Annotated in this window: 22 protein-coding genes; 12 read left to right on the top strand and 10 right to left on the bottom strand. The window is 34.0% G+C overall.

The genetic code is table 11. The features are described from left to right. Positions 1-4: 4 nt before the first annotated feature. The 5 genes from Q1A01_RS16410 to Q1A01_RS16390 all read right to left on the bottom strand — a co-directional run bounded on the left by Q1A01_RS16410 (position 5) and on the right by Q1A01_RS16390 (position 6272). Positions 5-1474 carry an FAD-binding domain-containing protein gene (locus Q1A01_RS16410; RefSeq protein ID WP_299683170.1) on the bottom strand — a complete coding sequence of 490 codons (1470 nt, stop codon included), beginning with the start codon at positions 1472-1474 and terminating at the stop codon, positions 5-7. A 22-nt stretch (positions 1475-1496) separates the two neighbouring features. After that, positions 1497-3032, bottom strand: a complete 1536-nt coding sequence (locus tag Q1A01_RS16405) for a cryptochrome/photolyase family protein (protein WP_299683168.1) — start codon at positions 3030-3032, stop codon at positions 1497-1499. Then, complete coding sequence (locus Q1A01_RS16400; protein ID WP_299683166.1) at positions 3033-4331, bottom strand: DASH family cryptochrome; 1299 nt, start codon at positions 4329-4331, stop codon at positions 3033-3035. After that, the gene (locus tag Q1A01_RS16395) at positions 4328-4474 is read right to left on the bottom strand and encodes a DUF2256 domain-containing protein (RefSeq protein WP_299683164.1); all 147 of its coding nucleotides are present in this window, start codon (positions 4472-4474) and stop codon (positions 4328-4330) included. The genes Q1A01_RS16400 and Q1A01_RS16395 overlap by 4 nt, the downstream gene beginning before the upstream one ends. A gap of 157 nt (positions 4475-4631) precedes the next feature. Next, positions 4632-6272 (bottom strand): LamG domain-containing protein, encoded by a 1641-nt coding sequence (locus Q1A01_RS16390; RefSeq protein WP_299683162.1) that lies wholly within the window; start codon positions 6270-6272, stop codon positions 4632-4634. A 159-nt stretch (positions 6273-6431) separates the two neighbouring features. Between Q1A01_RS16390 and Q1A01_RS16385 the strand changes: the two genes are divergently transcribed. Genes Q1A01_RS16385 through Q1A01_RS16375 form a run of 3 tightly spaced genes read left to right on the top strand, consistent with a single transcriptional unit; the run spans position 6432 to position 10208 of the window. Further along, positions 6432-6947 (top strand): RNA polymerase sigma factor, encoded by a 516-nt coding sequence (locus Q1A01_RS16385; RefSeq protein ID WP_299683160.1) that lies wholly within the window; start codon positions 6432-6434, stop codon positions 6945-6947. Positions 6948-7003: 56 nt separating this feature from the next. Then, entirely contained in the window at positions 7004-7897 is an 894-nt protein-coding gene (locus tag Q1A01_RS16380; RefSeq protein ID WP_299683158.1) for a FecR domain-containing protein, read from the top strand. After that, a complete protein-coding gene (locus Q1A01_RS16375) occupies positions 7890-10208 on the top strand; it encodes a TonB-dependent receptor plug domain-containing protein (protein WP_299683156.1) in 2319 nt (772 codons plus the stop codon). The genes Q1A01_RS16380 and Q1A01_RS16375 overlap by 8 nt, the downstream gene beginning before the upstream one ends. Before the next feature lie 105 nt (positions 10209-10313). Here the strand turns inward: Q1A01_RS16375 and Q1A01_RS16370 are convergent, their stop codons facing one another. Then, on the bottom strand, positions 10314-11267 hold the full coding sequence (locus Q1A01_RS16370) for an NAD-dependent epimerase/dehydratase family protein (RefSeq protein ID WP_299683154.1): 954 nt from the start codon (positions 11265-11267) through the stop codon (positions 10314-10316). 344 nt (positions 11268-11611) lie between these two features. Between Q1A01_RS16370 and Q1A01_RS16365 the strand changes: the two genes are divergently transcribed. From Q1A01_RS16365 to Q1A01_RS16350, 4 genes are all read left to right on the top strand, one after another. Continuing rightward, a complete protein-coding gene (locus Q1A01_RS16365; protein ID WP_299683152.1) occupies positions 11612-12253 on the top strand; it encodes a hypothetical protein in 642 nt (213 codons plus the stop codon). Further along, positions 12250-12750 (top strand): nuclear transport factor 2 family protein, encoded by a 501-nt coding sequence (locus Q1A01_RS16360; RefSeq protein ID WP_299683150.1) that lies wholly within the window; start codon positions 12250-12252, stop codon positions 12748-12750. The genes Q1A01_RS16365 and Q1A01_RS16360 overlap by 4 nt, the downstream gene beginning before the upstream one ends. A gap of 110 nt (positions 12751-12860) precedes the next feature. Continuing rightward, positions 12861-14930 carry a M13 family metallopeptidase gene (locus Q1A01_RS16355; RefSeq protein WP_299683148.1) on the top strand — a complete coding sequence of 690 codons (2070 nt, stop codon included), beginning with the start codon at positions 12861-12863 and terminating at the stop codon, positions 14928-14930. A gap of 212 nt (positions 14931-15142) precedes the next feature. Further along, on the top strand, positions 15143-15334 hold the full coding sequence (locus Q1A01_RS16350) for a cold-shock protein (protein WP_299683146.1): 192 nt from the start codon (positions 15143-15145) through the stop codon (positions 15332-15334). A gap of 79 nt (positions 15335-15413) precedes the next feature. On the opposite strand, the gene Q1A01_RS16345 is transcribed toward Q1A01_RS16350, so the two are convergent. Both Q1A01_RS16345 and Q1A01_RS16340 read right to left on the bottom strand, forming a co-directional pair. Continuing rightward, on the bottom strand, positions 15414-16217 hold the full coding sequence (locus Q1A01_RS16345) for an NAD(P)H-binding protein (RefSeq protein ID WP_299683144.1): 804 nt from the start codon (positions 16215-16217) through the stop codon (positions 15414-15416). Positions 16218-16312: 95 nt separating this feature from the next. Next, the gene (locus tag Q1A01_RS16340) at positions 16313-18685 is read right to left on the bottom strand and encodes a M20/M25/M40 family metallo-hydrolase (RefSeq protein ID WP_299683142.1); all 2373 of its coding nucleotides are present in this window, start codon (positions 18683-18685) and stop codon (positions 16313-16315) included. Positions 18686-18839: 154 nt separating this feature from the next. Here Q1A01_RS16340 and Q1A01_RS16335 point away from each other — a divergent pair, with 154 nt between their 5' ends. Together Q1A01_RS16335 and Q1A01_RS16330 are read left to right on the top strand one after the other, a co-directional pair. Then, the gene (locus tag Q1A01_RS16335) at positions 18840-19304 is read left to right on the top strand and encodes a CBS domain-containing protein (RefSeq protein ID WP_299683140.1); all 465 of its coding nucleotides are present in this window, start codon (positions 18840-18842) and stop codon (positions 19302-19304) included. Between the two features lie 12 nt (positions 19305-19316). Beyond that, positions 19317-20813 (top strand): serine hydrolase, encoded by a 1497-nt coding sequence (locus Q1A01_RS16330; protein WP_299683138.1) that lies wholly within the window; start codon positions 19317-19319, stop codon positions 20811-20813. Between the two features lie 5 nt (positions 20814-20818). Here Q1A01_RS16330 and Q1A01_RS16325 read toward each other — a convergent pair whose 3' ends face one another. Then, positions 20819-21346: a GNAT family N-acetyltransferase gene (locus Q1A01_RS16325; protein WP_299683136.1), complete on the bottom strand. Its 528-nt coding sequence runs from the start codon at positions 21344-21346 to the stop codon at positions 20819-20821. A gap of 165 nt (positions 21347-21511) precedes the next feature. Continuing rightward, the gene (locus Q1A01_RS16320) at positions 21512-21700 is read right to left on the bottom strand and encodes a hypothetical protein (RefSeq protein ID WP_299683134.1); all 189 of its coding nucleotides are present in this window, start codon (positions 21698-21700) and stop codon (positions 21512-21514) included. A 234-nt stretch (positions 21701-21934) separates the two neighbouring features. Between Q1A01_RS16320 and Q1A01_RS16315 the strand changes: the two genes are divergently transcribed. From Q1A01_RS16315 to Q1A01_RS16305, 3 genes are all read left to right on the top strand, one after another. Beyond that, positions 21935-23077: an aminotransferase class V-fold PLP-dependent enzyme gene (locus tag Q1A01_RS16315; RefSeq protein WP_299683133.1), complete on the top strand. Its 1143-nt coding sequence runs from the start codon at positions 21935-21937 to the stop codon at positions 23075-23077. Between the two features lie 492 nt (positions 23078-23569). After that, positions 23570-24982 carry an aminotransferase class V-fold PLP-dependent enzyme gene (locus Q1A01_RS16310; RefSeq protein WP_299683131.1) on the top strand — a complete coding sequence of 471 codons (1413 nt, stop codon included), beginning with the start codon at positions 23570-23572 and terminating at the stop codon, positions 24980-24982. A 143-nt stretch (positions 24983-25125) separates the two neighbouring features. Next, positions 25126-25926: a tryptophan-rich sensory protein gene (locus Q1A01_RS16305; protein ID WP_299683129.1), complete on the top strand. Its 801-nt coding sequence runs from the start codon at positions 25126-25128 to the stop codon at positions 25924-25926. The last annotated feature ends 126 nt before the right edge of the window (positions 25927-26052 follow it).

The following is a 26052-nucleotide window of genomic DNA, read 5'->3' as shown; positions in this document are numbered from 1 at the left end:
GTCATTAATCAAAGTTATTTCTATCAGCAAGGGTATGCCTTTTTAAAATACGATAGCTTTCTTTTTTAACCAAGTTATTTTCTTTTAAATTCCATAAAATAGCCCCGGCTTGTTTTCCTGTTTTTTTTATATCTACGATAGGCAAAGGATAGTCTTTTCCTAAATGTGTATTACAAAATTGCTGTTCGAGAAGGCTCATTGTATAAGGCTCATGAATGTAAGCTACAGGAACTTCTCTAAGTTCTGGCACCCATTTTTTTATAAACTCACCTTCTGGATCAAGCGCAATACTATTTTTTACAGGATTATAAATACGCAACATATTGATACCTGTTTCTCCAGCCTGCATTTGAATTTGAGGATAATGAATGCCTGGTTCAAAATCTAAAAATTGCTGTGCTAAGTGAGGCGAAGCATCTTGCCAAGGCTGCCATAAATTATGTGTAAAAAAAGAAAGCGTCATCGCACGCATCCTAAAATTAAGATAGCCCGTTTCTAGAAGACAACGCATACATGCATCTACCAATGGATATCCTGTCTTCCCTTCTCGCCATGCTTTTTGATACACTTCATTTTTGACTTTTTTAAGCTCGTGATAGCCTTTATTTACACTTACAAACTCCATGGTATCTTCCATTTCAAACTTTTGAATGAAATGCGCTTGCCATCGCAATCGAGACGTAAATCCATCGATAGCCCTTTTGTTTGAAGCTGTTTTTCTAACATGCTTTGCTTGCTGCCATACTTGACGTATAGAGAGGTTTCCCCATGCGATATATGGAGATAATCGAGAACAGCTTTTTCGCGCAAGCGTTGGTTTTGATATATGCGTATTATATGTTTTATACCTACCCTTTAAAAAGGAATCTAAATAGCGTAACCCATTGTGTGTGCCTCCAGGTTGAAAAAAGGCTTGCTTTGGTGTTTCTAGTGATGGAATTAAGAAGTTTCTTTTTAATTCAGCTATAACATCGGAACCTACAAGTTGTCCTTCTTTAGGTTGAAAAGGTAATTGTGGTTGTTTCATAAACCACTCCCAATCTTCACTCCATCCATTACGATTACGTAACCCTCTTTGCACTCCATTATTACAAAACTCTACCCAGCCAAATTTTTTATCTGGTTGTTTTTGCTTTAGAGATTCAGCATAACTTTCTAATGCAAGATCACGATCATAGGTAATGCGGAGCCCCGTTTCCTGATGAGAGAATACTGTATGTATTTTTATATGTTCTAACAAGCTTTTAAAAACAGATAACACTTCACCTTCTACAATGAGAATCTCTGTATGGTATACTTGTAATTGCTTTTGTAAGTAATGCAATGACTCTTTTACAAAATTCCAATGGCGTTCACTATAGTGTTTATCTTTTAATAAGGAGGGTTCAAAAACATACAACAATAGTATAGGAAGGTCTTCTTGCAAAGCGTTATACAATGCAAGATGGTCATGCAAACGCAAATCCCGTTTCAACCATATTATATTTACTTCCTTCTTAATAATTTGATGGGTTTTTAATAATATCCTGTGCTCTCTTTTTGTGTTGTATCAATGTCTCTTTATCCATTTTATGTAGTAGTGAAAGCATCATACGCATGCGTTGATTATCTTTAAAAAAGGATTGTTTCTCATCTAGAAAATTCCAATACAAACTATTAAACGGACAAGCATCTTCTCCTGTTTTTTCACTTACTTTATAATGACATCCTTTACAATAATTACTCATCTTATTGATGTAACTACCGCTAGACACATATGGTTTTGTTGCGATTTTGCCTCCATCTGCCCATTGAGACATTCCGCGTGTATTGGTAATCTCTACCCACTCAATGGCATCTATATAAATCCCTAAATACCAAAGATCAACTTCAGCAGGATCAGTCATTGTAAGCAATGCATAATTACCCGTTATCATTAACCGTTGGATATGATGTGCATACGCATTATCCAAACTATTATGAATACTACATTTAAGGCAATTCATTTTTGTGTTACCCGTCCAATAAAAATCAGGTAGCGGATTGTGATTTTCGAGATAATTTACCTCGGCAAATACTGGCATTTGCATCCAATACATACCACGCATGTATTCTCGCCAGCCTATAATTTGACGTACAAAACCTTCTACTTGACTAATATCAATAATATCTTTATGTGATCTCCAGTAAGCAATTACTGTGGCAACTACTTCTTTTGGAGACAAGAGTTTACTATTCATAGCAAAGCTCAACCTACTGTGATAAAGATAGGCTTGATCTGGATCCATCGCATCTTGGTAATCTCCAAAATGAACTAACAAATGCTCGCAAAAATACTCAAGAACTGTAAGGCTTTCTTCTCTTGTCGTCGCCCAACCAAATGTTTTTGCGTTAATCTTTCCTATGGTTTTTACACCTTCTTTTTTTAGTAGTTCAACAAGATGTGTCACATCTTTTTCAAAGGTCTTTTCTGGAGGAATGAGCGTATCTTGTTTCCATTTTTTACGATTACTTTGGTCAAAATTCCATTGTCCGCCTTCAGGATCTTTATCGGTAATCATCATGAGGTCATATTTCTTACGCATCATACGGTAGAAATACTCCATGGTGTATTGTTTTTTCCCTTTAAAGAAATCTTCCAGATCGGTGCGAGACGTCATAAAATGTTCAGTATCAAAAATGGTGGTGGAGATGTTTCCGCTTTCGCGAAAGCGCACCAATTCTTGATCCAATCGGTATTCATCAGGCTGCTGATATTGAAACGCATTACATTCTTTTTCTTTAAGAACTTGTTTGATGTTATCTAGTAATACTTGTTGATTACGCGTATCATCAAGGGTATAATACACAACGGTATGTCCTTGGCTCTCTAAGTATTTTGAAAAAGATCGCATCGCACTGAAAAAGGCGATTACTTTTTGAATATGATGTGTTACATAAGTTGCTTCTTGACGCATTTCTGCCATAAAGTATACTATAGTATCATCTACTTGATCATACCAAGAATGCTTATGGTTAAGCTGATCACCTAATATAAGTCTAAGCGTTTTCATCTAAAAAAGTGTTTGTTGTAGCCATAAATTTCTAAACTTTCTTTGAGGATCGTAACGCTCTGCCTGACCTTTAATATTAAACTTTCGATCACGAGGATCATTCCCTACACCTGCATTGTATATCCAATTCCCATAATTACTATGCACGTCATAATCTATAAGCATAGATTCAAAATATGCTGCTCCAATACGCCAATCTTGTTTGAGTTCTTTTGCCCAATAACTGGCTACATTTTGTCTACCACGATTGCTCATCCATCCAGTCTCCCGTAGTTCTATCATATTGGCATTTACGAAGTCATAGGGAGTTTTTCCATGTATCCAATCTTGTAATGCCGCTTGATTAGTGTACCACTCATACTCTTTATCAAGAATACCGCCTCTTTTAAAAATAGCATTACCGTATTTAAACGAAACATATTTAAAGTAATCTCTCCATATCAATTCAAAAATAAGCCAATAGGTATCTTGATTTTTTTTGATCTCTTTTTCAAATTGTTTGACTTCCCAATAAATTTGCCGTGGGGAAATGCTACCGTTTGCAAGCCATGGAGATAGTTTACTGCTATAATCAGTACCTACAAGTCCGTTTCTAGTTTTTTTATAGTATGCTAATTTTTGGGTTTCCCAGAAGTAATGAGTTATTCTTTTTTTGGCGTGTGCTTCACCTCCTTTAAAGGGAAACGCTGTTCGAGCATCTATAGTAAACGTATCTAAACCCAATACTGAGAGTGTAGGCACTTTTGTGTTATTTTGAATACGATTGGAGACAGGAAGTTGTTGAATAGACGGAAGAATAGGTTGTATAGAAATGTTCTTTTCACACTCTTTTCTAAATGTAGTGAAGACATTAGGAATTTCCTGAAATGTTTGATAGGGTATATCATCTGGATGAAATAAGAATTGATCATAGCTTTCATGCCAAGTGATGTTGTGAGTATGCTCTTTAACTTGAGTTACAACATGTTCTTCTTCTTGCGTCCACTCCTTCTGTAAAAATATATCTGTAATCTGATACGATTGAATGATTTTTGGAATAACATGACTTACATTATCGTAATATAGCAATAAATCTATGTTTAAAGACTCTAAAGATGTTTTAAGTCCTTTAATAGTTTCTAGTAAAAATTGGGCGCGGTATTTTTCTGTTTTTTTAAAACCAAATATATCTTCTTTAAACAGTGATGATTCAAAACAATACAGAGTAATAACACGATTGCCTTTTGCAATAGCATTATAAAGTGATTGTTGGTCCTGTATTCGTAAATCGTTCTTAAACCAAACTAATGAAGTACTCATATAGTATTGTTCTTTTTATTGCGCTTACATCGCTCACTACAATACTTTACTTCATCCCAAGTACGTTTCCATTTTTTTCGCCAAGTAAATGGCAAACCACAGATAATGCATATTTTTTGGGGAAGTGTTTGCTTATGATGCATCACATATCTTTTGTTCAAAGATATTTAAAAAAGATTAAACAATTTGGATTTTAGAATAAAGAACTACTAAAAAAGGTAAAAGGGGCCATACAAAGTAATATGGACCCCTTTTACACAACTCAACCAAACTAGTTCTTAATAATTTAATAGTTAGTATCTAGAGACAGGTAAAGCAATCTGCGTCAAGATTAAATAGATCTTCTATTTCAGTAGGATTTAACGCTTTTTTATAGACTCGCAAGTCATCAAGATGACCTATGAATCCATGACCTAGGGTAAAAAAAGATAACGGGTTATTTCCAATATTAAATTGGGAATTTTGTAAAGAATTTCTAAGAGTTCCATCTCTATATAGGCTCACTGTATTATTTTCATCAACGGTAACAACTAAATGGTGCCAATTTGTATTATCCCAGACAACATCATCTTCATTAAGCCAAGCAGGGTCTATAGCAGAATTCCCATCAATATCTATAAAATAAGGTGTATTTAATGTGAATACCTTTAATTCGAATCCATCTCCAACTTCTGTTCCTTTCTGAAACATAATTTCAAGATCACTTGAATTATCATTTTGCATTCTAAACCAAACACTAATAGAGAATGCATCTCCTTGTACTATCTGGTTTTCTGAAGTAACTGGAATAGACAAAGGACTTCCACCTACAAAAGAATAAGCACACGTAGGATTCCCAACTCTATCTTCAACAAATTCACCATCTGTATTTTCTACTGTGTATCCGCTAATTAAATCTTTAAATTCATTTGAAAACGGCATATAAATAACCAAATCCTCAAATACCGCTTGTGGATTATCACAACAATCTTCAACAATTAATGTTAGAGGAAAGATTTCTGATACACTAGGATTTAAAATAAGTTCAACGCTATAATAAAGCGTTTGCGAATTAGTAAGATTTGTATAAGATGTGGGTATAGGAATTGGATTTGTTTGATTTATCGCATCTGCCTCTGATTCATAATAAGTCACATTATATAAATCAAGATCACTACAATTCTGTACAGCTTCTGTTAAATCGAATACTTGAATCTCATCGTTATTATCATCACAAATAGATAATTCTGTTACATCAAAACAAATATCTGGTGCAAGATAACTACAATTAAGATTTGCATTATTAATGGCTACTTCAAGTTCTGAATTACTAGTAACTTCAATTGTATTTCCATTGTCATAAATAAGTACTACAGGATAATTTAAGCTTGCAAAAACAGCGCTATCATCTCCAATACTTACAAGAAATTCATACAGTGCTTCATCATTATTAATAGTAATGACATCAGCATCTTGAAACTCAGAATTAAATACAGAAAAAGAAATAGGGTATTGAAAATCTACACAAGCGATCACTTCTTCTGAAAGACAATTAATTACATATTGCAGCAACTCTTCTTCATTAGCAACTAGTACTTCTGTATGATCACTAAGTGTTATGGTAATAGGAAATGTAATCTCTATGGCATCATTGTCCTCATCTGAAGAACTAATATTTTCTTCTATCAGAGCGATATCATCAAGGGTATTAATAATGATAAGTTCCCCATTTACGGTAACAGATACAGGAAGATTGATTTCTATACAACTTGCATTATCTAATAAATCATCTTCAGAACCATCATTGGATGATGTTTGTAGTAACAACTCCGCTAAAATAGAATTTGCACTTATAACCTCCTCGCTATCGGGAGTTATAATTTCTGATTCTTCTTGCTGACAAGAAACTCCTAAAAAAAATAGGAAAAAAATCAGAATATATGATATCTTATAATTTAGCATTTCTAAAAATTAAATTACAAATATTAAAAATTGTGCTTTATTTGTAAACTATTTTGCAGTTCAAAACTACAATACTAAAACAATTCATCTACAAAAACTCCTACCTTTACTTTATTAAAAATATTACATCTTTGTATTTTTCCCAACTGACACAGCCAAATGAGTAAAAATTTACATAAAAATATTTGTGAAGAAATAGTGTACTCAAACTTCTTTAAGAAGTATGCAGAAGACTTACATTCATTTTTATATTACAAGTTTGGAGATCACTTAAACCCTAAAGATAAAGTACAGGAAGCTTTTATTAAAGTTTGGGAAAACTGTAAAAATATTACACCAGAAAAAGCAAAGAACTATTTATTTACTGTTGGAAACAACTTAATGCTTAATGAAGTAAAACATCAAAAAGTGGTTTTAAAATTTCAAAAAGAAAAACCAAAATCACATACAAATGAGAATCCAGAGTTTTTAATGGAAGAAAACGAGTATTCTCAAAAATTACAAAAAGCAATCTCAAGTTTAACAGAAGCACAACGGGTTGCCTTTTTACTAAATAGAATAGAAGGCAAAAAACATAAAGAAATAGCACAACTTTTAGATATTAGTACAAAAGCAGTTGAAAAACGTATTTACGGAGCTCTAAAAAAATTAAAAGAACAAATTCACGAATTATAATATAATGAGGGTAGGAGTTTTCATCCTTTAATTGTTCTATTAGTGAATGCATTGTTATGAAAAGAGAAGAATTAATAAGAAAATGGCTAGATAATGAGCTAAATCCTAAAGAGTTAAGCCTCTTTAAAGAGCTAGATGATTATACAGATTTGATTCGTATTTCTGAAGGTGTTCAAAAATTTAAGCCAACTTCTTTTCATGTAACTACAGAATTAGAAAATCTTAAAAACACGATTGCTCTTAAAAAGCAGAAAAGAAATTGGTTAAAACCAGTATATGCTATTGCTGCATCAGTTGTTGTTCTTTTTGGCATCTATTATTCTTTCCTTTTACAGGAAACTACAGTGACTACGCTTGCGAGTCAAAAACAAGAAATTACACTTCCTGACAATTCTAATGTTTCTCTAAATTCATTATCTTCTTTATCATTTGATGAAAAAAATTGGGATAAACAACGCGAAGTTGAATTACAAGGGGAAGCTTTTTTTAAAGTAGAAAAAGGAGCTACATTTAATGTAAAAACAGAAACAGGACTTGTTACTGTCGTTGGGACTCAGTTTATTGTTAAAGATAGAGCAGAATTGTTTGAAGTTGTATGTTATGAAGGTGCTGTACGTGTAAATCATAATGGACAATCTATACTATTAAAACAGGGAGATAGCTACATTAAAATGGAGGGCACTACTGCTTCCCAAACAAAAACCACTCAACTAAGTCCTTCTTGGATTACAAACACTAGTACGTTTAAAAGTTTACCATATAGCACTGTTATTGCTGAGTTTGAAAGACAATATGATATCCAAATTATCGCAGATCATATTGACTCAAAACAGTTGTTTACTGGAAGTTTTATTCACAATGATATTGAAATTGCCCTAAAATCTATTACCTTACCCCTAAATCTGGAGTATACCAGAACAAACCAAACGATAACTTTAAAGGGTGAATAAAAAAAATAGATTAGTTCTCTTTTTCATACTTGTCATTTTTAGTTTCTCCGAAATACGCTCTCAAACCAAAGAAGAAGCTGAAAAAAAATCCCTCTCCTATGTTTTGGAGCTTATAGAGGATCGGTATGATATTCGCTTTTCCTATGCAGATGATACCATTTTAAACAAAACAGTTAGTGTTCCAAAAACGGACCTGCCTTTAAAGCAGGTTTTACTGATATTAGAAACAAATACTGGTTTAAAGTTTGAAATAATTGATGATCGCTTTATTGCTATTAAAAAAAATCAGGAATTCGCAAATGAAACCCTTGCTAGTCAACAACTAGATGAAGTATATATTAAAAATTACCTTACTTCTGGTATTTCTACTAATAGAACAGGAGCCATTATCATAAAACCAGATGATTTTGGAATCTTACCAGGTCTTATAGAACCTGATATATTACAAACTATTCAGGCACTCCCTGGTATTTTAAGTGTAGATGAAACCGTATCAAATATCAATGTGCGAGGCGGAACCCATGATCAAAATCTTATCTTATGGGATGGTATTAAAGTATATCAATCAGGGCATTTCTTCGGATTAATTTCTGCTTTCAATCCTCATCTTGCAAAGAATGTTTTTATTGCTAAAAACGGAACCAGTGCCATATATGGAGATGGCGTATCAAGTATTATAGACATTCAACTAGACGAATCTATCAATGACACATTTTCTGGAGGTATTGGATTTAATTTTATAGATGCAAATGCAGTTGCAAAAATTCCATTATCTAAAAAAGTAGAACTTCAGGTCTCTGCAAGAAGATCTATTACTGATGTTATAGAGACTCCTACATTCAATCAATATTTTGATCGTGTTTTTCAAAACACAGAAATTACAAATACAGTATCAGAAACCAATCAAACCGTTATTAGAGAAGAAGCATTTTATTTTTATGATGTAGGTACAAAACTACTTTACGATATTTCAAAAAAGGATAAAGTACGTTTTAATTTTACTTCTATCTTCAACTCTTTAGACTATCTAGAAGAAACCATTAATACTCGAGATGCCTCAAGTAGTGGTATTACACAACAAAACCTTGCAACAGGAATCACCTATAGCAGAGACTGGAACACTTCATTTTCAAGTGATATACAATTGTACGGATCTTTTTATACGCTAGACGCTACAAATGCAGATATCATTAATGTACAACGCCTTAATCAAAAAAATGAGGTTCTAGACACAGGCATCAAATTAAACACCAATTACAAAATTCGTAATGGTGTAAACTGGATAAATGGGTACCAACTTTTTGAAGTAGGTGTGACAAATTTAGAGGATATAGACAACCCACCTTTTAGAAGCAATATAAAAGAAGTATTACGAAGTCATGCATTGTATAGCGAAGTACAAATAACCACAAAATCAAAAAAAACAGATATAAAAACTGGCCTAAGAGCTAATTATTTTGGAAAATTTGACAAAGTCTTATTAGAGCCAAGAGTAAGTTTTACACAGGAATTTCTTAAAGATTTTAAAGTAGAAATTTTAGGAGAGTTAAAAAGTCAAACAACATCGCAAATTATAGATCGTCAAAATGACTTTATAGGTGTTGAAAGTAGACGTTGGGTTATTTCTAATGACAGTACTATTCCAATTATCAGGAGTAAACAAGCATCTATTGGACTACAATACAATAAAAACAAACTATTAGTAAGTGCAGAAGGATATCTTAAAAAAGTAGATGGGATTACCGCGCGTAGCCAAGGATTTCAAAATCAATTTCAATTTGTAAACGCCATTGGAGATTACGAAGTGAGAGGTATTGATTTTCTAATCAATAAACGTTTTACGAACTTAAGTGCATGGTTAAGTTATTCCTTTAGTGAAAACTATTATGAGTTTGATACACTAAACGACGGAAATCCATTTCCCAATAATGCAGATATAAAACATGCATTAACATTTGCAGGCGCATATACCGTTGGTGACAATTTAAAATTTGCACTCGGTGTTAATTGGCGTTCAGGTAATGTCACCACCTTACCTGATGGAGATAGTCCTTTTGCGAGAGAAATCATATATGGCCCTCCTAATGGCGAACGTGTAAATGACTATGTAAGAACAGACTTCTCTTCAACCTATACATTTGACTTAAAAGGAAAGGCAAAAGGCAAAATAGGAATCTCTTTATGGAATATTTTAAATAGAGAAAATATACTTAACACCTACTTCATTGTAAATGATGATAGCACGATCTCCAGAATAGACAATAAATCTCTTGGAATCACTCCAAATTTCAGTTTTAGAGTTTCCTTCTAGTATTCTTTTTACGCTTTCGCGAAAGCGGTCACAGAATTTAAAGTAAACTACCTTAAGGCAAGCCTAATAGTATGAATACCTTCAGCGGTTCCAATAAAACCTTACTTACTCTTTATATCGGTCCTTTAGATTATCAATCATCGTTTTTGTGATTTCCTCTAGTCCAAAATTATGAGACCAACCCCAATCACTTCTTGCTTCACTATCATCTATACTCTGAGGCCAAGTATCGGCAATAGATTGTCTAAAATCAGGTTCGTATGTTATTTCAAATTCAGGAATATGTTTCTGAATACTTGCTGTGACATCTTCAGGTGCATAACTTACAGCAGCTAGATTATAAGATGATCGTATTTTAATAGTCTCCACAGGAGCATCCATGATAGCAATTGTAGCTTTTATAGCATCATCCATATACATCATAGGCAACACTGTACCTTCTTTTAAGAAACAACGGTACTGTCCATGTTTTAGAGCTCGATGGTATATATCTACTGCATAATCTGTAGTTCCCCCTCCAGGCTCTGTTGTATAGCTTATAAGGCCAGGATATCTTATACTACGTACATCTACTCCATATTTATTATAATAATACTCACACCATCGCTCTCCCGTTTGCTTAGAAATCCCATATACTGTAGACGGTTCCATGACGGTAGTTTGTGGTGTATTTTGAGCAGGCGTTGTTTCTCCAAAGACCGCAATACTAGAAGGCCAAAATACTTTTTTTACCTTTTTATCTTTTGCTAAATTTAAAATATGAAAAAGTGAATTCATATTAAGATCCCATGCTTTTGCAGGAAAACGCTCTGCAATAGCACTTAACATAGCCGCCATAAGATATACCGTATCTACTTTATATCTAAATATAACATCTTCGACTGCTTCCAGATCTGTAGCATCCAAAAGTTCAAAATGCGCACTTTTCATCATTGCTTCATTTCCCTCACGTATATCACTTGCAACAACCTTATCTTTTCCAAATCGTTTGCTTAAGGCCATGGTAAGTTCTGTTCCTATCTGTCCACAAGCCCCTATAATAAGTATTCTTGATTTCATTTTTAATTTTTTAAATAATAAAAGTAATTGAACTAAAGATCCAAATATTAAAACGAGATCCTACTCAAAAAATAGGCTTAGTTCAACACATACTAATGAGTACACCTTACTGGCTTCTCAATATTAAGTTTTAAAAGTACGCTTTCGCGAAAGCGTATACAAAAGCAAACATAATCATAAATTTTTCTTGTATATTCCTATTTAGGCTACTTTTGTCTACAAACTTTTTGAACTGCTTATGAAATGAGCATAATACCAATAATTAGTACTACAGTTTCAAATAATTACAGGTATTATACAAATTTCCAGATGTGAAAAAGTTTTAGTTTCTTAATTTTAAACAAATGAAACAGCGTATACTCATATATCTATTAAGTGCTTTCTTTCTATTTACTGCTTGTGAAAAGAAAGAAGCGCAAACGCAAGCATCAGAAACTACAAATGTAGTGACTAATGACACCCTTACTATTCCTAATAGTACAGAGGGGTTAAAGCCTTCTTTACGTCTTACTCCAAAGGCGCAAACGGCTGTTAAAAACTGGCAATTATACCAAGGACTTTTAAAAAGACTAGATAGTTTACAAGGTGTGTCATTAGGAAAAACAAAAAATCAATTAGCTATTCTAATTTCAACATTTGACGGTCAAGAAGAAGCAGAAGAAGAGATTGTAAATTTAACTCCAGATAATTTAGAAACGCCAGCGATAAAAGCTCGATTATTATCTGTAGAGACAAAACTCAAGATCGTAAATAATTATGCGCAAAAAAGCGAACCCAATGTAGAAGAGATTACTACGGGAGTTATAGCGCTTAAAAATGCATTTCAGAATCTAAATCTTCAAATTAATGAGAACTTTGCATTAACAATAGAAGAGATGCTTGAGCAACTCAATCAAGAAGTTAACAATCCCGAAGATAGTCCAGCTTTAGAAAACTCAAATCCGACAGGAAAACCTCCAATAAAAATCTATAAACCAAACCAATGACACGTATTATTTTATTTGTATTTATAAGTCTTGTAACAACTACAGGAATCGCGCAACAGCATTCAGAAAAAGAAGCTATAGATACCATGCTTGTCGCTTGGCACAAAGCAGCTGCAGATGCAAATTTTGATGCCTATTTCGGCATGATGACTAATGATGCTGTTTTTATAGGCACAGATGCTACTGAAAATTGGCAAAATGAGGAATTTAGATCTTTTTCTAAACCTTATTTTGATAAAGGCAAAGCTTGGACGTTTACTACATTAGAACGCAATATATACCTAGACAACCATGAAGATACTGCTTGGTTTGATGAACATCTTAAAACCCAAATGGGTATTTGTAGAGGCTCTGGTGTTGTAAAAAAAGAAAACGGTGTCTGGAAAGTAAAACATTATGTATTATCTATTGCCATTCCTAATGAAAATGTAGCTACCATTACCGAAATGAAAAAAGAGTGGGACCGCTTACAAATGGAAAAAATGACAAAGCAATAGATCTAAATACTGTTTACTCACACGCTTCATAACATGACAAGACTTTTGTATTTTCAATGTAACAATACATTAGAAATCACGTCCTATTGACCATAATCAACAAACCTAATATGAAAATAGTAAAAGCTGTTGCTATTGTAGCTTCTTGTACCCTTGCTTTCACGAGTTGTAAACAAGAGATTACACAAAAAGACACACTAACAACAACTTCAGAAAAAACACCTGGTATTGTTCTAGAAAACATGGACACATCCGTGAGTCCTAAAAATGATTTTTACAGCTATGTAAATGGTAGTTGGATAAAAAAAACAAAAATTCCTGCAGATCGCACAAGCTGGGGAGGTTTTGGTGTACTAAGTAAATCTACAAATGAAGATGTACTAAAAATACTAACAGAAGCAAAAACAAGCGGTAAGTATGCTCCTGAATCTGACCAAGCCAAAGCAATTGCTATTTTTGACACAAAATTAGACACCATTGCTCGTAATAAAGCAGGTATCACTCCTATTGTACCCGCTTTAAAAGACATAGAAAATATTAAAACCCTAGCAGATCTTCAAACGGTATTAGCTAAAAACCCTTCTGTAAGTTCTCCTTTTATAAGTATAGGTGCTGGTCCTGGGCTCAATGATAGCTCTATAAACATCGTATATCTTGGAGCTAATGGTCTTGGTTTACCAGATCGTGATTATTATCTAGAGCAAGATGAAAAATCAAAAGAAACCCGCAAAGAGTATAAAAAGCATATTACCCGTATGCTTCAAATGATTGGAGATAGTGAGAAAGATGCTCAAATAGCTGCAGAAAAAATATTAGCAATGGAGACAATGCTTGCAGAACCACGCCTTAGTAAAAAACAGCGTCGTGATGCTCGTAATTATAACAATCCTCGTTCTATAAAAGAAGTCGATGCAATGCTTTCTTCTATAGACGTAAACAAAATGATTTCTGATTTAGGAATTACAAAAAAGTTTGATACACTTCTTGTCACACAATTACGCTATACAGAAGCTTTAGATCAATTTCTTAAAGATACCCCTATTGAAGATATCAAAACACTAGTAAAATGGGATACTTTCAATAGCGCTACAGGGTTATTAACTACAGATATTGAAACTGCAAACTGGGAATTTTATAGCAAATATCTAAATGGTGCTCAAAAGCAACGAGCAGCAGATAAACGTGCACTCGCCACAGTAAATAGTACTGTAGGTGAAGCATTAGGGCAATTATATGTAGATGCTAAGTTTCCTCCTGAAGCTAAAAAGAAAGCAGAAGAAATGATCGCCAATATAATGGTAGCTTATAAAGAGCGTATCCAAAATTTAAACTGGATGAGCCAAGAAACGAAGCAGAAAGCTATAGAAAAATTAAATAAGCTGAGCATTAAAATAGCATATCCAGATACATGGGAAGATTACAGTGCGATGGAAGTATCTGCAAACAAAAGCTATTTTGAAAACATGACTGCTATAGGAAAATGGGCACAAGACAAAAATTATGCAGACATTGGAGAACCTGTAGATAAATCTAAGTGGTTTATGACTCCTCAAACAGTCAATGCTGGATATATACCGCCCTACAATGAAATTTTATTCCCTGCGGCTATTTTGCAACCTCCATTCTATAACTATACGGCAGATGAGGCCGTAAATTATGGAGGTATTGGAGCTGTTATTGGCCATGAAATCTCTCATGCTTTTGATGATAGTGGAGCACGATATGATGGTGATGGAAATCTTAGAAATTGGTGGACAGAAGATGACCTTAAAGCATTTTCAGAAAGAGGAAAAGCACTTGCCCAACAATATAGTAATATAGAAGTACTAGATGGTGTACCTATAGATGGTGAATTTACGTTAGGAGAAAACATTGGAGATTTAGGAGGAATACTGAGTGCTTATGATGGGCTTCAAAAATTTTACAAAGAAAATGGACGTCCAGATGATATTGATGGATTTACAGCAGAACAACGTTTCTTTATGTCCTGGGCAACTGTATGGAGAACTAAGAGCCGTGAAGAAGCATTACGCACACAAGTAAAAACAGATGCTCATTCTCCAGGAAAAGTACGTGCTACACAACCGTTACTTAATGTAGATGCTTTCTATGAAGCATTTGATATCAAAGAAGGAGATGCTATGTATTTAGTACCAGAAAAACGCGTTCGTATCTGGTAATACGCCTTTATGACACTATTTAATTAAAAAAAATCGCTCAAAAATGAGCGATTTTTTTGTTTTTACTCCTAATAATACTTTATTTATCTCTTCAAGATTCTGACAGTCAGTTATTTACTTTTATTTTTAAAATAAATCAATATAAGTCCTTGTAAATCAATATATGGCACTATCATTGCCTAATATTTAATAATTAATTTTAAATTTTAAAAATGAATAAAGGAACAGTGAAATTCTTCAACCAAACAAAAGGTTTTGGATTTATTACAGAAGAAGGAGCAAGCAAAGATCACTTTGTACACATTTCAGGTCTTGTAGACGAAATAAATGAAGGAGATGAAGTAGAATTTGACCTACAAGAAGGTAACAAAGGACTAAATGCAGTAAACGTAAAAGTTATATAACTACAGCATATACATTTTGTACAAAACCCATCCTAGTGATGGGTTTTTCTTTGGAACAAAGTATCTATTTTTTAAAATTTTATAACGTTACTTTAAATTCATATCTTAAAATCTCACTAATAGAGGTGCTATCTACTTTCTTAAAAATAGTATCCCCTTCTTCATCATATTGAGGCGCAACTAAATCTAGTTTTTCAGCTTGAGCTGTATAATAATCTCTCTTCGTAGGATGTTGTGGTGCGACAGCATTAAAAATATGTCCAAAAGCATTTTTCTGAATGATTGACAAAAGAATTCCTATACAATCTTCACGATGTATCATATTTACTGGAGCGTTGCCATTACTTAAACCTTGTCTCCCTGCCAAAAAACGTACTGGATTTCGGCTACCTCCAAATAATCCTCCAAAACGAACAATCGTAGTCTCAAATGCTGGGGTATTAAAAAATATTTGTTCTACATCATATAGTTGTTTGCCTGCATTACTTTGTGGTTTAGGGACATCTTTTTCGGTGACATCTCCTTGCGCATCATCATAAACAGAAGTACTACTCACTAAGATCACTTTTTTTATGGAGGCACTCTCTATTTGGTGTAAAAAATGTGCCATTTTAAGAGCATAATTAGCGCCTGTATTTCTTCTCAGTCCTGGCGGAATCATAATAGCCAACACATCTGTATCAGACAATAGTGTATCAATCTTCCCTGTAACCCCAGCTTCCGTTAACACAATAGGATAAGCTGTAATACCTTTTCCTGTGAGTTCTTGCGCTTTACTAGCATCTGTAACGCTTCCTTTCACAGTATAACCTAATGTCGTAAGGGTCGATGCAAATGCACTTCCCAACCATCCTAATCCAGCAATTGTAATTCTTTTATTCAATAGTTTTTCTTTTCATTTCCGCGTAGGCAGAAATCTTATTAATATTCTTTTTCAGTAGTAATTTTTCTTTACACGCTTTCGCGAAAGCGTATACATTATTCTTCCAATACTTCTTGATCATTTAAGATACTATCGTTTGCTACTTCTTTATAGGAAGCAACATCTATAGTGCGCTCTATAACAACAGCATCTGTCGCTATAAATGGCTCTGGCTTTGTATTTTTAGGTCTTGCTGACACAGTAAAACTTGGATTATCTAATAAATCATAAGAAAATTCCTTTAGCGTAAATGTAGGCACAACATCTTTAGGAACTGCATATCTAACCTCCAGCGAATCTCCTAATGTCAAGTAATAACTTAGCATTCCTTTACTTCCTCGTTTTTTATACAATGTCTCTGTACTATCTGGCATAAACTCTTTTCCGTTATAAGATAAATACTGGAATGGAGTATCTATCGCCGAATACAATCGCATTTGATGTATAGTTCGCTTTGGCACAATAGTCATAGTTGTATAAGCAGTGCCTTCAATAATAGTATCTTGTGTAACGCGTATGTCACTTTCTGGTAAGTTAATGACAGCTGTTTCTTTTGCATATGAGTAAGGCGTATTATATTTGCTTCCTGCAGCATTGCCTATATATGCAGTTGCTGATTCAGGGTTATCTCCTAAATAACCGCGTGTCCAATCATCTATTTGTTCACTATACGTTGCCCAATAGGCCTTATCTGTATCTGCATTATGATAATATAATAAGCTATTAGGTAATTGTCGTTCTGCCGAAGGACTAGATTTTGAATGTGCAATTCCCAAGAACACGAAAGCAGCTAGAAGACTTAGTATTCCAACCATTTTTTTGTTTCTAAAAAATCCAACAACAGGGATTAATAAACCAAAAAGAAGTACTGTAAAAATCACGGAAACAAAAAACATATCTGGACCTAACCCAACTGGAAAAAACTGCACTAAGGGTGCAAATAGAAAAATAGCAGGTGCCGCTAAAAGTACCATTAATGTCATACTTGGATTGGTCTGTCTGATCAATAAGAATAGTGCTAACAAGCCAAAATATACTGGGATTATAAAAAATGCTGCTCCTTGAAGTTTTAATGCTAATGCTATATTTATAATCAGCCATATAGTAAGTGGTGCAATTAATGTACTTACTGTATGTTCTGCTTTTACCATTTTATGATAAATTCCGAAACATAAACTTACGCCTAGAAGTACAAATGCCGCAGTATACCAATGTCCGTTATAAATAAATACAGGAAGGATTTCATTATATGATGGATATATCATTTTAATAAGTATCCATAATAAATACATAAGTGCTCCTCCTAGTATCAGACTTAACATAAAAGCGCCAAATCCTTTCGAAATAGCTTTCTTATACAATCTTTTCTTATTAAAACCATAGACCAATAAAGCAATAAAAAGTACAATTGCTAAGACAAGCATAGGCCAAATCCAAGAAAAGGGATATGCTATAAACGTTGCAATCGCAGTATCAAAGTATACATAATCTTCACTTGATTTTATAGTAGACAAATCAGCATCGGCATAGTATTTTAATAACGGTATTAAGTAGCTTCCTTGGTGTTCTAAGCTATTTCGATCTAAATTTTCGGCGGTATCATTTACGGTATGATAATCAAAATGATCGTCTATAAACGCAAAGAAAAACCCGTCTATATCACCGTCTTCTCGTAAGATTGTAGAATCGGTATCATTCGGCAGCATTTTATAGATACTGTACATTAATGAGGTTGCTACAGGGTATTCAACACCTGCTTCTTGAAAACCTTTTATGAGGTTTGCATTCCCTCCATTAGTCTCTACAATCATATTAGAAGGTCCACCACTTCCTCGTGCTTCAAAATTGAGCGCTACACCTACATTTTTAGCCCAAGGGTGTTCTTCTACAAATAGTGAAGCTCCATTAAGACCTAACTCTTCAGAATCGGTAAAACAAATAATAATATCATTCTTAGGTTTTGCACCACTTGCAAGATAGGCACGTACACTTTCTAAGATTGTAACAACTCCAGACCCTGCATCACTCGCTCCACGAGAAGCACTATGCGGAGCACTATCATAATGAGACATGAGCATAAGTGCTTTCCCATTTTCAGTTCCTTTAATACGTGCAAGAATGTTTTGTGGCTTTACCAAGTTGCCATATCCTTGCCATTGGTCAAATGTAAATCCTTCTTGCACTTGAGGGTTTAGCCCTAATTTTTCAAGTTCTTTTACAATATATGCGCGTACCTCAGCATGTGCTTTTGTGCCTACAAAATGAGGTTCTTTTGCGATTACTTCTAAGTGTTGCATCGCACGCGCTGTAGAAAATTCAGTTGCGGGCGTATTAAGGTCACTTATTTTTTTAGGTAACAAAGAACTAAAAGCTACAGACACTAATCCTATAATAAGTACTATAGAGAAAATATGAACAATACGTTTCATAAGGAGTTGGTTTGGTTTTCCTAAAAATACAATTTTTGAAGATGTTTACGCTAAAGTTTATACTGAGTTTATCCAAGTACGAAGGCATAAACAGCATAATCTCCTTTAAATTTAGTAACTTTAAGAGGATTTAGGTATTTAAAAACAGTTCGTTATGGGAATCAAAAGTTTTACCGGGCGTCGTGCCAAACCTACAAAAGGCAACCCGACAGATATTAAAGTAAGTGATTATATGACTAAAAATTTAATCACATTTAAGCCAGATCAATCTGTACTGGAAGTCATGAATACGCTTATTAAAAATAAGATTTCTGGAGGGCCTGTTGTGAATGAGAATAACGAACTTATGGGTATCATTTCTGAAGGAGATTGTATGAAACAAATTTCTGAAAGTCGTTATTACAATATGCCTATGGCAGATATGATTGTAGAAAAACACATGGCTAAAGAAGTAGAAACGATAGATGGTAATATGAATGTATTTGATGCCGCCAATAAGTTTGTAAACTCTAAACGTCGTCGTTTTCCTATTGTTGAGAATGGTAAACTTGTCGGGCAAATAAGTCAGAAAGATGTGCTTAAAGCTGCGTTAACCCTAAATGGACAAACCTGGAAATAAGTATATTTACCAATGCTTAAAAAAGGATGTCTGATTATCGGGTTGTTTATTACGTGTATAAGTAACTCACAAACTATTCAAAGTGAATTAGAAGCTGTTTTTGAAGCTTATGAACTTATGGGTATGTCTGTCTGGGTAGGGACACCAGGTGTTTCAGAACAATTTCATTATGGATTAAGAGATCTTAATAGGGATTTACCAATAAATGCCGATACTAAATACCGTATTGCATCTGTATCAAAATCTGTTACAGCCTTAGGACTTATAAAATTATATAATGATGGTCTTTTTGATTTGGACGATGATATTTCAGAATACTTAGGCTATACAATACGTAATCCTCAATATCCAGATATACCTATTACATTCAGGATGGTCGTATCTCATACCAGTAGTCTTCAGGATGGTGACGGATATAATCCTTTTTTACAAGGCACTTTTAATCAGCTTCCAGTACCTAATATTTCAGAAGTATTAGTATCTGATGGAGATTACTACACAACAAATATGTGGCGTACAGAAACTCCGGGAACCTTCTTTGCTTATAGTAACATCAATTTTGGACTTATAGGAACGCTTATAGAAAAAATAAGTGATGAGCGATTTGATCGCTATATGAAGAATGAGATATTAGATCCGTTGGGGCTTGATGCAAGCTATAATGTTAGAGACCTATCTGACATTAATGATGTTGCTGTTTTATATCGCAACAATGGAGGTTGGCAACCACAAGTAGATAATTATGAAGGGGTTGTTCCTAGCCCTCCAAATATTGGAGATTATACTCCAGGAACTAACGGTATTTATTTTGGGCCACAAGGGAGTTTACGTATTTCTGCAGAAGACACAGGATTTTTTTTAAACTATCTAGCTTCTGATGGAATAAATACCTCATTAAATATTAGTCAAGACATACTTCAAGAGATGAAAGCCATTGCCTGGAATTATGATAGTACTAATGGTGATAATTATTTTGGTCTTTTTAATCGGTGGGGCTTAGGGCTACACCATGCAAATGTCACAACGGGAGATCAAATTTGTAATCTTGGAACGTATGATTCTTTTATTGGTCATCCAGGAGAGGCTTTTGGTTTGGTAAGTGATGCTTATTTTAATACACAGCAAAATATCTCTTTTGCATTGCTTATCAATGGTATTTGGAATGGATATCAACTTGGTGAAAACTCATCCTATTATACTGTAGAAGAAGATGTATTTGAAGTTTTATGTACTTACTTTCAGGAGACACTTACTGTATCAGATATTACTGTAGATAATACCGTACTAATTACACCAAATCCAGCAAATAAAGAGACCTCAATTATTTTAGAAGAAATAACAACACCCATTTCATATACGATATATGATAGTAAAGGTAGTTTTCAAAATTCAGGGACCCTTAATAATAAGAGTACCACAATAGATATTTCAGCACTGTCTCGAGGGGTTTACTTTATAAAAATCAAAAACAATACTACTATTACAACTCGAAAATTGTTAATTAGATAGGATGCTTATTTCTCTAATTCAAACCAAGCCAACATCAAGTTTTCGGGTTCATAAAAGAAATCTTCTTTACGTTCCAATCCTATTTTCTCTAGTATTCGACATGAGGCACCATTTCCTAACTCGGCTATTCCACAAAGTTTTTGATTTGGAAAGTGCTCAAAAAAGTAATCTCTTGCTACTATAGAAGATTCTGTTGCATATCCTTTACCCCAGTATTGCGGCATAAACCGATATCCTACATCATAAAAATTAGAATGTCCATTGGGAGACCATTCAGTATTCATTTTCAGACCTGTCCATCCTATCCAATCACCACTAGATTTCTCTATCGCCGCCCAACGACCTATTCCATGCTTCTCATACTGCATACGGATACTATCTATATATTCACGTGCCTTTCCCATACACGAAATAGGATTTTTCCCTAAATATTCATGTACTAAAGGGTCACTATCCAATCGAAACATATCTCCTGTATCTTCAACAACAATCTCTCTAAGAATAAGATGCTCAGTTTCTGCAAATATTTTCATGTCTTCTAATTTTAACCATATAATAAAGCTCTAAAGTTAGAAAATAATTTTTCAGTGTATCAAGTATTACTACTAAAAAACAAAACAGGTATTGCCATGACAACACCTGTTTTATAAAGGGGGACTATAGTATTAACTATAGGTATATATAAGAAGGGTAAAATGCTAATTTAAGTCTATAAATAAGTGGTCCCAAAAATCAGATACTACATTTATTTCTTCAGGACTTTCTATAGAATTGATAATAGAAACTGTTTGTAAACTTGTAATGTATTTTTGAACGTCAAAATCTAATAATGCAGTCATTTCTTTAAAATGTACGTCCATTTGATTTCTTAAAACTGTATTTTCCATGATTAAGTTCTTTATGGTTAACACGATTTTAGACGTCTATTCTTCAAACACTTACATACAAAACAATTAAAAAAGACATTCTACATCTATTTTTCCACCTCATATCTTTAAAATTGATAGTAAAATAAGGTCATTTCATTAGGTATTAATTTTATGTTAAAAAGTATAACACGTTCAATATTACACTTAAAATGCTCAAATTTGAGGTATTTTTAGGCTATTAATTTTTATGCTATGAAACACCAAAAACACCTCTTTTCACTTCCAGAAGATGTCACTTATATCAATGGAGCCTATATGTCTCCCCAACTTAAAAGTGTTGCAGATGTGGGATTAGAAAGTGTGATTCGAAAAAATAACCCTACTGCTATTTCACAAGCTGATTTCTTTACACACCGAACGATTGTGAAACAACGTTTTGCTTCGCTTATTGATGCTCCAGATGAGCAAAACTGTGCTATCATCCCGTCAGTTTCTTATGGCATTGCAACTGTTGCAAAAAATATCGAATTACAAAAAGATGATGAAATTTTAGTTATAGATGAGCAGTTTCCAAGTAATATATACGCTTGGCGCGAAAAAGCAAACAGTACGGGTGCTCACATGCGTGTAGTTACACCTCCAGACTCTTTTGAAAATCGCGGAAAACGTTGGAATCAGAAGATCTTAGATGCTATCAATGCCGCTACAAAAGTAGTTACTATGGGTCATATTCATTGGGCAGACGGAACCTTATTTGATCTCATTACCATCCGTAAAAAAGCACATGAGGTTGGCGCAAAACTAATCATTGATGGAACTCAAAGTGTAGGAGCGCTTCCTTTTTCAGTAAAAGAAATTCAACCAGATGCACTAATTGTTGGTGGTTATAAATGGTTATTAGGCCCCTACTCTATTGGCATGGCCTATTATGCAGATACATTTAATGACGGAGAGCCACTGGAATACAATTGGATCAATAGGAAGAATAGCGAAGATTTTAGTCAGTTGGTTAATTATCAAGATGAATATCAACCTAAAGCCGATCGTTTTTCGGTGGGAGAATCTAGTAATTTTATACTAGTGCCTATGCAAATTAGAGCCATTGAGCAACTATTGGATTGGGGAGTTCAAAATATTCAGGAGTATTGTGAGACTATTTCATCTGAGGCGATTGCTCAATTACAAACCAAAGGATGCTTTATAGAAGATGCTCAGTATCGCTCTAAACATTTATTTGGTGTGTACTTACCTGATCATATAAAGATGGATGCTGTTAAAGACCGCTTTCGCGAAAGCGGAATATCCGTAGGTATACGTGGTGAAGCCATTAGAGTCGCTCCACACGTGTATAACACTGCAGAAGATTTTGAAAAATTTGTAGCTTGTTTTTATTAAAATGAGAAAAACACTAAGTTTTAATGAGCTAGTGGAGAGAAGAATGTTTCTTCTAATGGGCATTTTATATTTGATTGTATTCTCCACGACATCTTATGGTGTAAGGTCTTTTAATCAAACTGTCGGTTATTTATTTGACCCTACATATTATTTTAAAGTGGCTATGATATATGATTGGGTTGTGTTTTTAATTATTTATGCTTTGATAGGTTTATTTAGATTTAAAACAAACACAATACTTTCTAAAACACACCTATTTGCGACACTAATCGTTATTATACTTTTTGAATTTCAGTATTTTTCTAAAAATTTATATATAATTATTCTAATTATTTCTTATTTAAGTTTTATTTCAAATGTAATCATCAGCTTGTATCGCAGAAATAAAATGTGAGTTGTGCAGTATTCATTTTTTAGTAAAAATCTGCGCATCAAATAATTTTAATGGTCTGAGCAATAGTCTACCTTTGCAGTCTATCTAAATAGACTGAAATGAACAAAGACACTTTAGAACTTTCTAAAGAAGAAATGAAAGCCTACGGATACAGCGTAGTAGATGCTGTTGTGGCTCATTATGACACCCTAAATGACAGAAGCCCTATTGCTACTGGAAGCCGTAAGGAGATGGATAGCTTATTTTTAGAAGAAGCTCCCGAAAAGCCTTCAGATCCAAAAGAAGTATTGGATTTTGTAATTGAAAAGGTAATGAACAAAGGTGCCATTGCAGCGCATCCTAAATTCTTTTCATTTGTTCCAGGGCCTAGCAATTATATCAGTGCGATGGCAGATACACTCGCTACAGGATACAATGTATTTTCAGGGGGCTGGTCACAATCACCACCAGCTGCCGAACTTGAAATTGTTACCATAAGTTGGCTTCTCAAAATATTTGGATTACCCCTTAAAAAAGGAGGAGGAATATTTACCAGTGGAGGTTCTATGGCAAATCTTACTGCGATTGTGACAGCAAGACGTGTAAAGTGTGGTGATGATTTTTCGAAAGCAATTATTTATCTATCAGATCAGGCACACTCTAGTAATATAAAGGCAATTAGAACCATTGGTTTTAGAAAAGAGCAAATACGATTAATTCCAACCGATTCTGAGTTTAAGTTTTCTACTATAAAATTGAAGAATGCTATTGCAAAAGATCGTTTGGAAGGATTACAACCTTTCTGTGTGATTGGAACTGCCGGAACTACTAATACTGGCACTGTAGATCCACTTAAAGAAATAGCTGCTATTTGTAAAGAAGAAAAACTATGGTTTCATATAGATGGTGCTTATGGAGGTGCTGCGATTTTGGATAAAAAGGGTAAAGAACTTTTGAAAGGAATCTCAAAAGCAGATTCTATTACGGTAGATCCTCATAAATGGTTTTTCCAACCTTACGAAATGGGATGTTTATTAATACGCAATCACAAATATCTTAAAAGTACGTTTGTAGAAAAACCAGAATACCTTAGAGACATAGAAGGCAACGAATCTGAAATTAATTTCTATGATCACGGGGTACAACTTACGCGTCGTTTTAGAGCCTTAAAATTCTATATGTCTCTTAAAACATTTGGATTAAAAGCGTTTAAAAAAGCCATTTCATACAATATAGAACTCGCTGAAAAAACAGAGAAGTTACTTCGTAAAAGTTCGAAGTGGGAAATTGTTTCCCCTGCAACTTTAGCAATCATTAATTTCAGGTATAATCCCATTGGAAATAGCTACTCTGAAAAAGAATTGGACACATTAAATCAAAAGATATCTGAAAGTGTGCTAGCGTCCAAAGAAGCATTTCTAGTAACTACAGTTTTAAATGGACAAGTAGTTTTGAGAATGTGTTTGATCAATCCTCGTACAAGCTTTCAAGATGTAAAAGACACCATTACACTTTGTGAGCAATTTGCATAAATTCTCTTATAATGAATCAATGCTCAAAATAGGATTTATGTGGTGTTAAGTTCACTTTCGCGAAAGCGAATTTGTGAGATTCAGGACCAAAGAGAGAGCAAAACGTTAAAGCATACGTATCTTTATAAAAAACGAACATACATATGAAAAAGGTATTTGCTATTGTCAATCTACTCTCTGTTGTTCTTGTGCTATTAGTAAATGGTCTTTCACAATCACAACGTTGGAATAATACTACGATAGGGGAAATCAGTAACAAGTATGATAATCTCTTTACTCCTGCAGGATATGCCTTTGCCATTTGGGGCTTGATCTTTTTAATGCTTATTGCATATAGTTTATTTCAAATACGAAGAGCATTCTTTAGCAAAAAAGAATCTCCATTTATAGTGCAAACGGGTTGGTGGTTTCTACTAGCAAATCTCTGCAATGCTGCTTGGGTTGTAGCCTTCACCTACGAATACGTAGGGCTTTCTGTAATTATTATGTTAGGACTCTTAATAAGCCTACTACAAATTATACGTAACACCAATATGGAGCGTTGGGATGCGCCTATTGAGGTAATTGCTTTTGTTTGGTGGCCTATTTGCATATATGCTGGTTGGATAGCGGTTGCTACCATTGCAAATTTTAGTGCCTTTTTTGCAAGTATCGAATTTACAGGAGAAACATTTACTCAAATCATGTGGACTATGATTATGATTACCATTGCGGTACTTCTCAATATGTTTATGGTTTGGTTACGTAATATGCGTGAGTTTGCCCTTGTAGCTGTTTGGGCACTCATTGCCATTTATATACGACATAAAGATCATATAGAGAGTATTTCCTATTATGCACTTTGCAGTGCTATTGTTTTAATCGTTATTATCTCATTACATGCCTTTAATAATAGAAAAACAGCACCACATATTAAATTGAAAGAGCGATTTAGCAAAAACTAAAAAAAGCCTTCAACACACTCATAATTAAGCATCTTTTTTTTCTAAAAGGTGTCTCGTCCTGAAATATCGATACACTAAAACTTTAGTGTAATGAAAACATCAGTAAACACAGGAATTGTCAAACGC

It is taken from the genome of uncultured Dokdonia sp., assembly GCF_947492815.1.
Taxonomy (GTDB): domain Bacteria; phylum Bacteroidota; class Bacteroidia; order Flavobacteriales; family Flavobacteriaceae; genus Dokdonia.
This window is presented reverse-complemented; position numbering and strand designations above follow the sequence as displayed.

Bases quoted from the DNA above. Each gene is read 5' to 3' on its own strand.
- Q1A01_RS16390 (WP_299683162.1), bottom strand. From the start codon at position 6,272: ATGCTAAATTATAAGATATCATATATTCTGATTTTTTTCCTATTTTTT.
- Q1A01_RS16355 (WP_299683148.1), top strand. From the start codon at position 12,861: ATGAAAATAGTAAAAGCTGTTGCTATTGTAGCTTCTTGTACCCTTGCT.
- Q1A01_RS16310 (WP_299683131.1), top strand. From the start codon at position 23,570: ATGAACAAAGACACTTTAGAACTTTCTAAAGAAGAAATGAAAGCCTAC.
- Q1A01_RS16395 (WP_299683164.1), bottom strand. From the start codon at position 4,474: ATGCATCATAAGCAAACACTTCCCCAAAAAATATGCATTATCTGTGGT.
- Q1A01_RS16325 (WP_299683136.1), bottom strand. From the start codon at position 21,346: ATGAAAATATTTGCAGAAACTGAGCATCTTATTCTTAGAGAGATTGTT.
- Q1A01_RS16400 (WP_299683166.1), bottom strand. From the start codon at position 4,331: ATGAGTACTTCATTAGTTTGGTTTAAGAACGATTTACGAATACAGGAC.
- Q1A01_RS16385 (WP_299683160.1), top strand. From the start codon at position 6,432: ATGAGTAAAAATTTACATAAAAATATTTGTGAAGAAATAGTGTACTCA.
- Q1A01_RS16330 (WP_299683138.1), top strand. From the start codon at position 19,317: ATGCTTAAAAAAGGATGTCTGATTATCGGGTTGTTTATTACGTGTATA.
- Q1A01_RS16360 (WP_299683150.1), top strand. From the start codon at position 12,250: ATGACACGTATTATTTTATTTGTATTTATAAGTCTTGTAACAACTACA.
- Q1A01_RS16350 (WP_299683146.1), top strand. From the start codon at position 15,143: ATGAATAAAGGAACAGTGAAATTCTTCAACCAAACAAAAGGTTTTGGA.
- Q1A01_RS16340 (WP_299683142.1), bottom strand. From the start codon at position 18,685: ATGAAACGTATTGTTCATATTTTCTCTATAGTACTTATTATAGGATTA.
- Q1A01_RS16320 (WP_299683134.1), bottom strand. From the start codon at position 21,700: ATGGAAAATACAGTTTTAAGAAATCAAATGGACGTACATTTTAAAGAA.
- Q1A01_RS16405 (WP_299683168.1), bottom strand. From the start codon at position 3,032: ATGAAAACGCTTAGACTTATATTAGGTGATCAGCTTAACCATAAGCAT.
- Q1A01_RS16305 (WP_299683129.1), top strand. From the start codon at position 25,126: ATGAAAAAGGTATTTGCTATTGTCAATCTACTCTCTGTTGTTCTTGTG.
- Q1A01_RS16335 (WP_299683140.1), top strand. From the start codon at position 18,840: ATGGGAATCAAAAGTTTTACCGGGCGTCGTGCCAAACCTACAAAAGGC.
- Q1A01_RS16370 (WP_299683154.1), bottom strand. From the start codon at position 11,267: ATGAAATCAAGAATACTTATTATAGGGGCTTGTGGACAGATAGGAACA.
- Q1A01_RS16365 (WP_299683152.1), top strand. From the start codon at position 11,612: ATGAAACAGCGTATACTCATATATCTATTAAGTGCTTTCTTTCTATTT.
- Q1A01_RS16380 (WP_299683158.1), top strand. From the start codon at position 7,004: ATGAAAAGAGAAGAATTAATAAGAAAATGGCTAGATAATGAGCTAAAT.
- Q1A01_RS16315 (WP_299683133.1), top strand. From the start codon at position 21,935: ATGAAACACCAAAAACACCTCTTTTCACTTCCAGAAGATGTCACTTAT.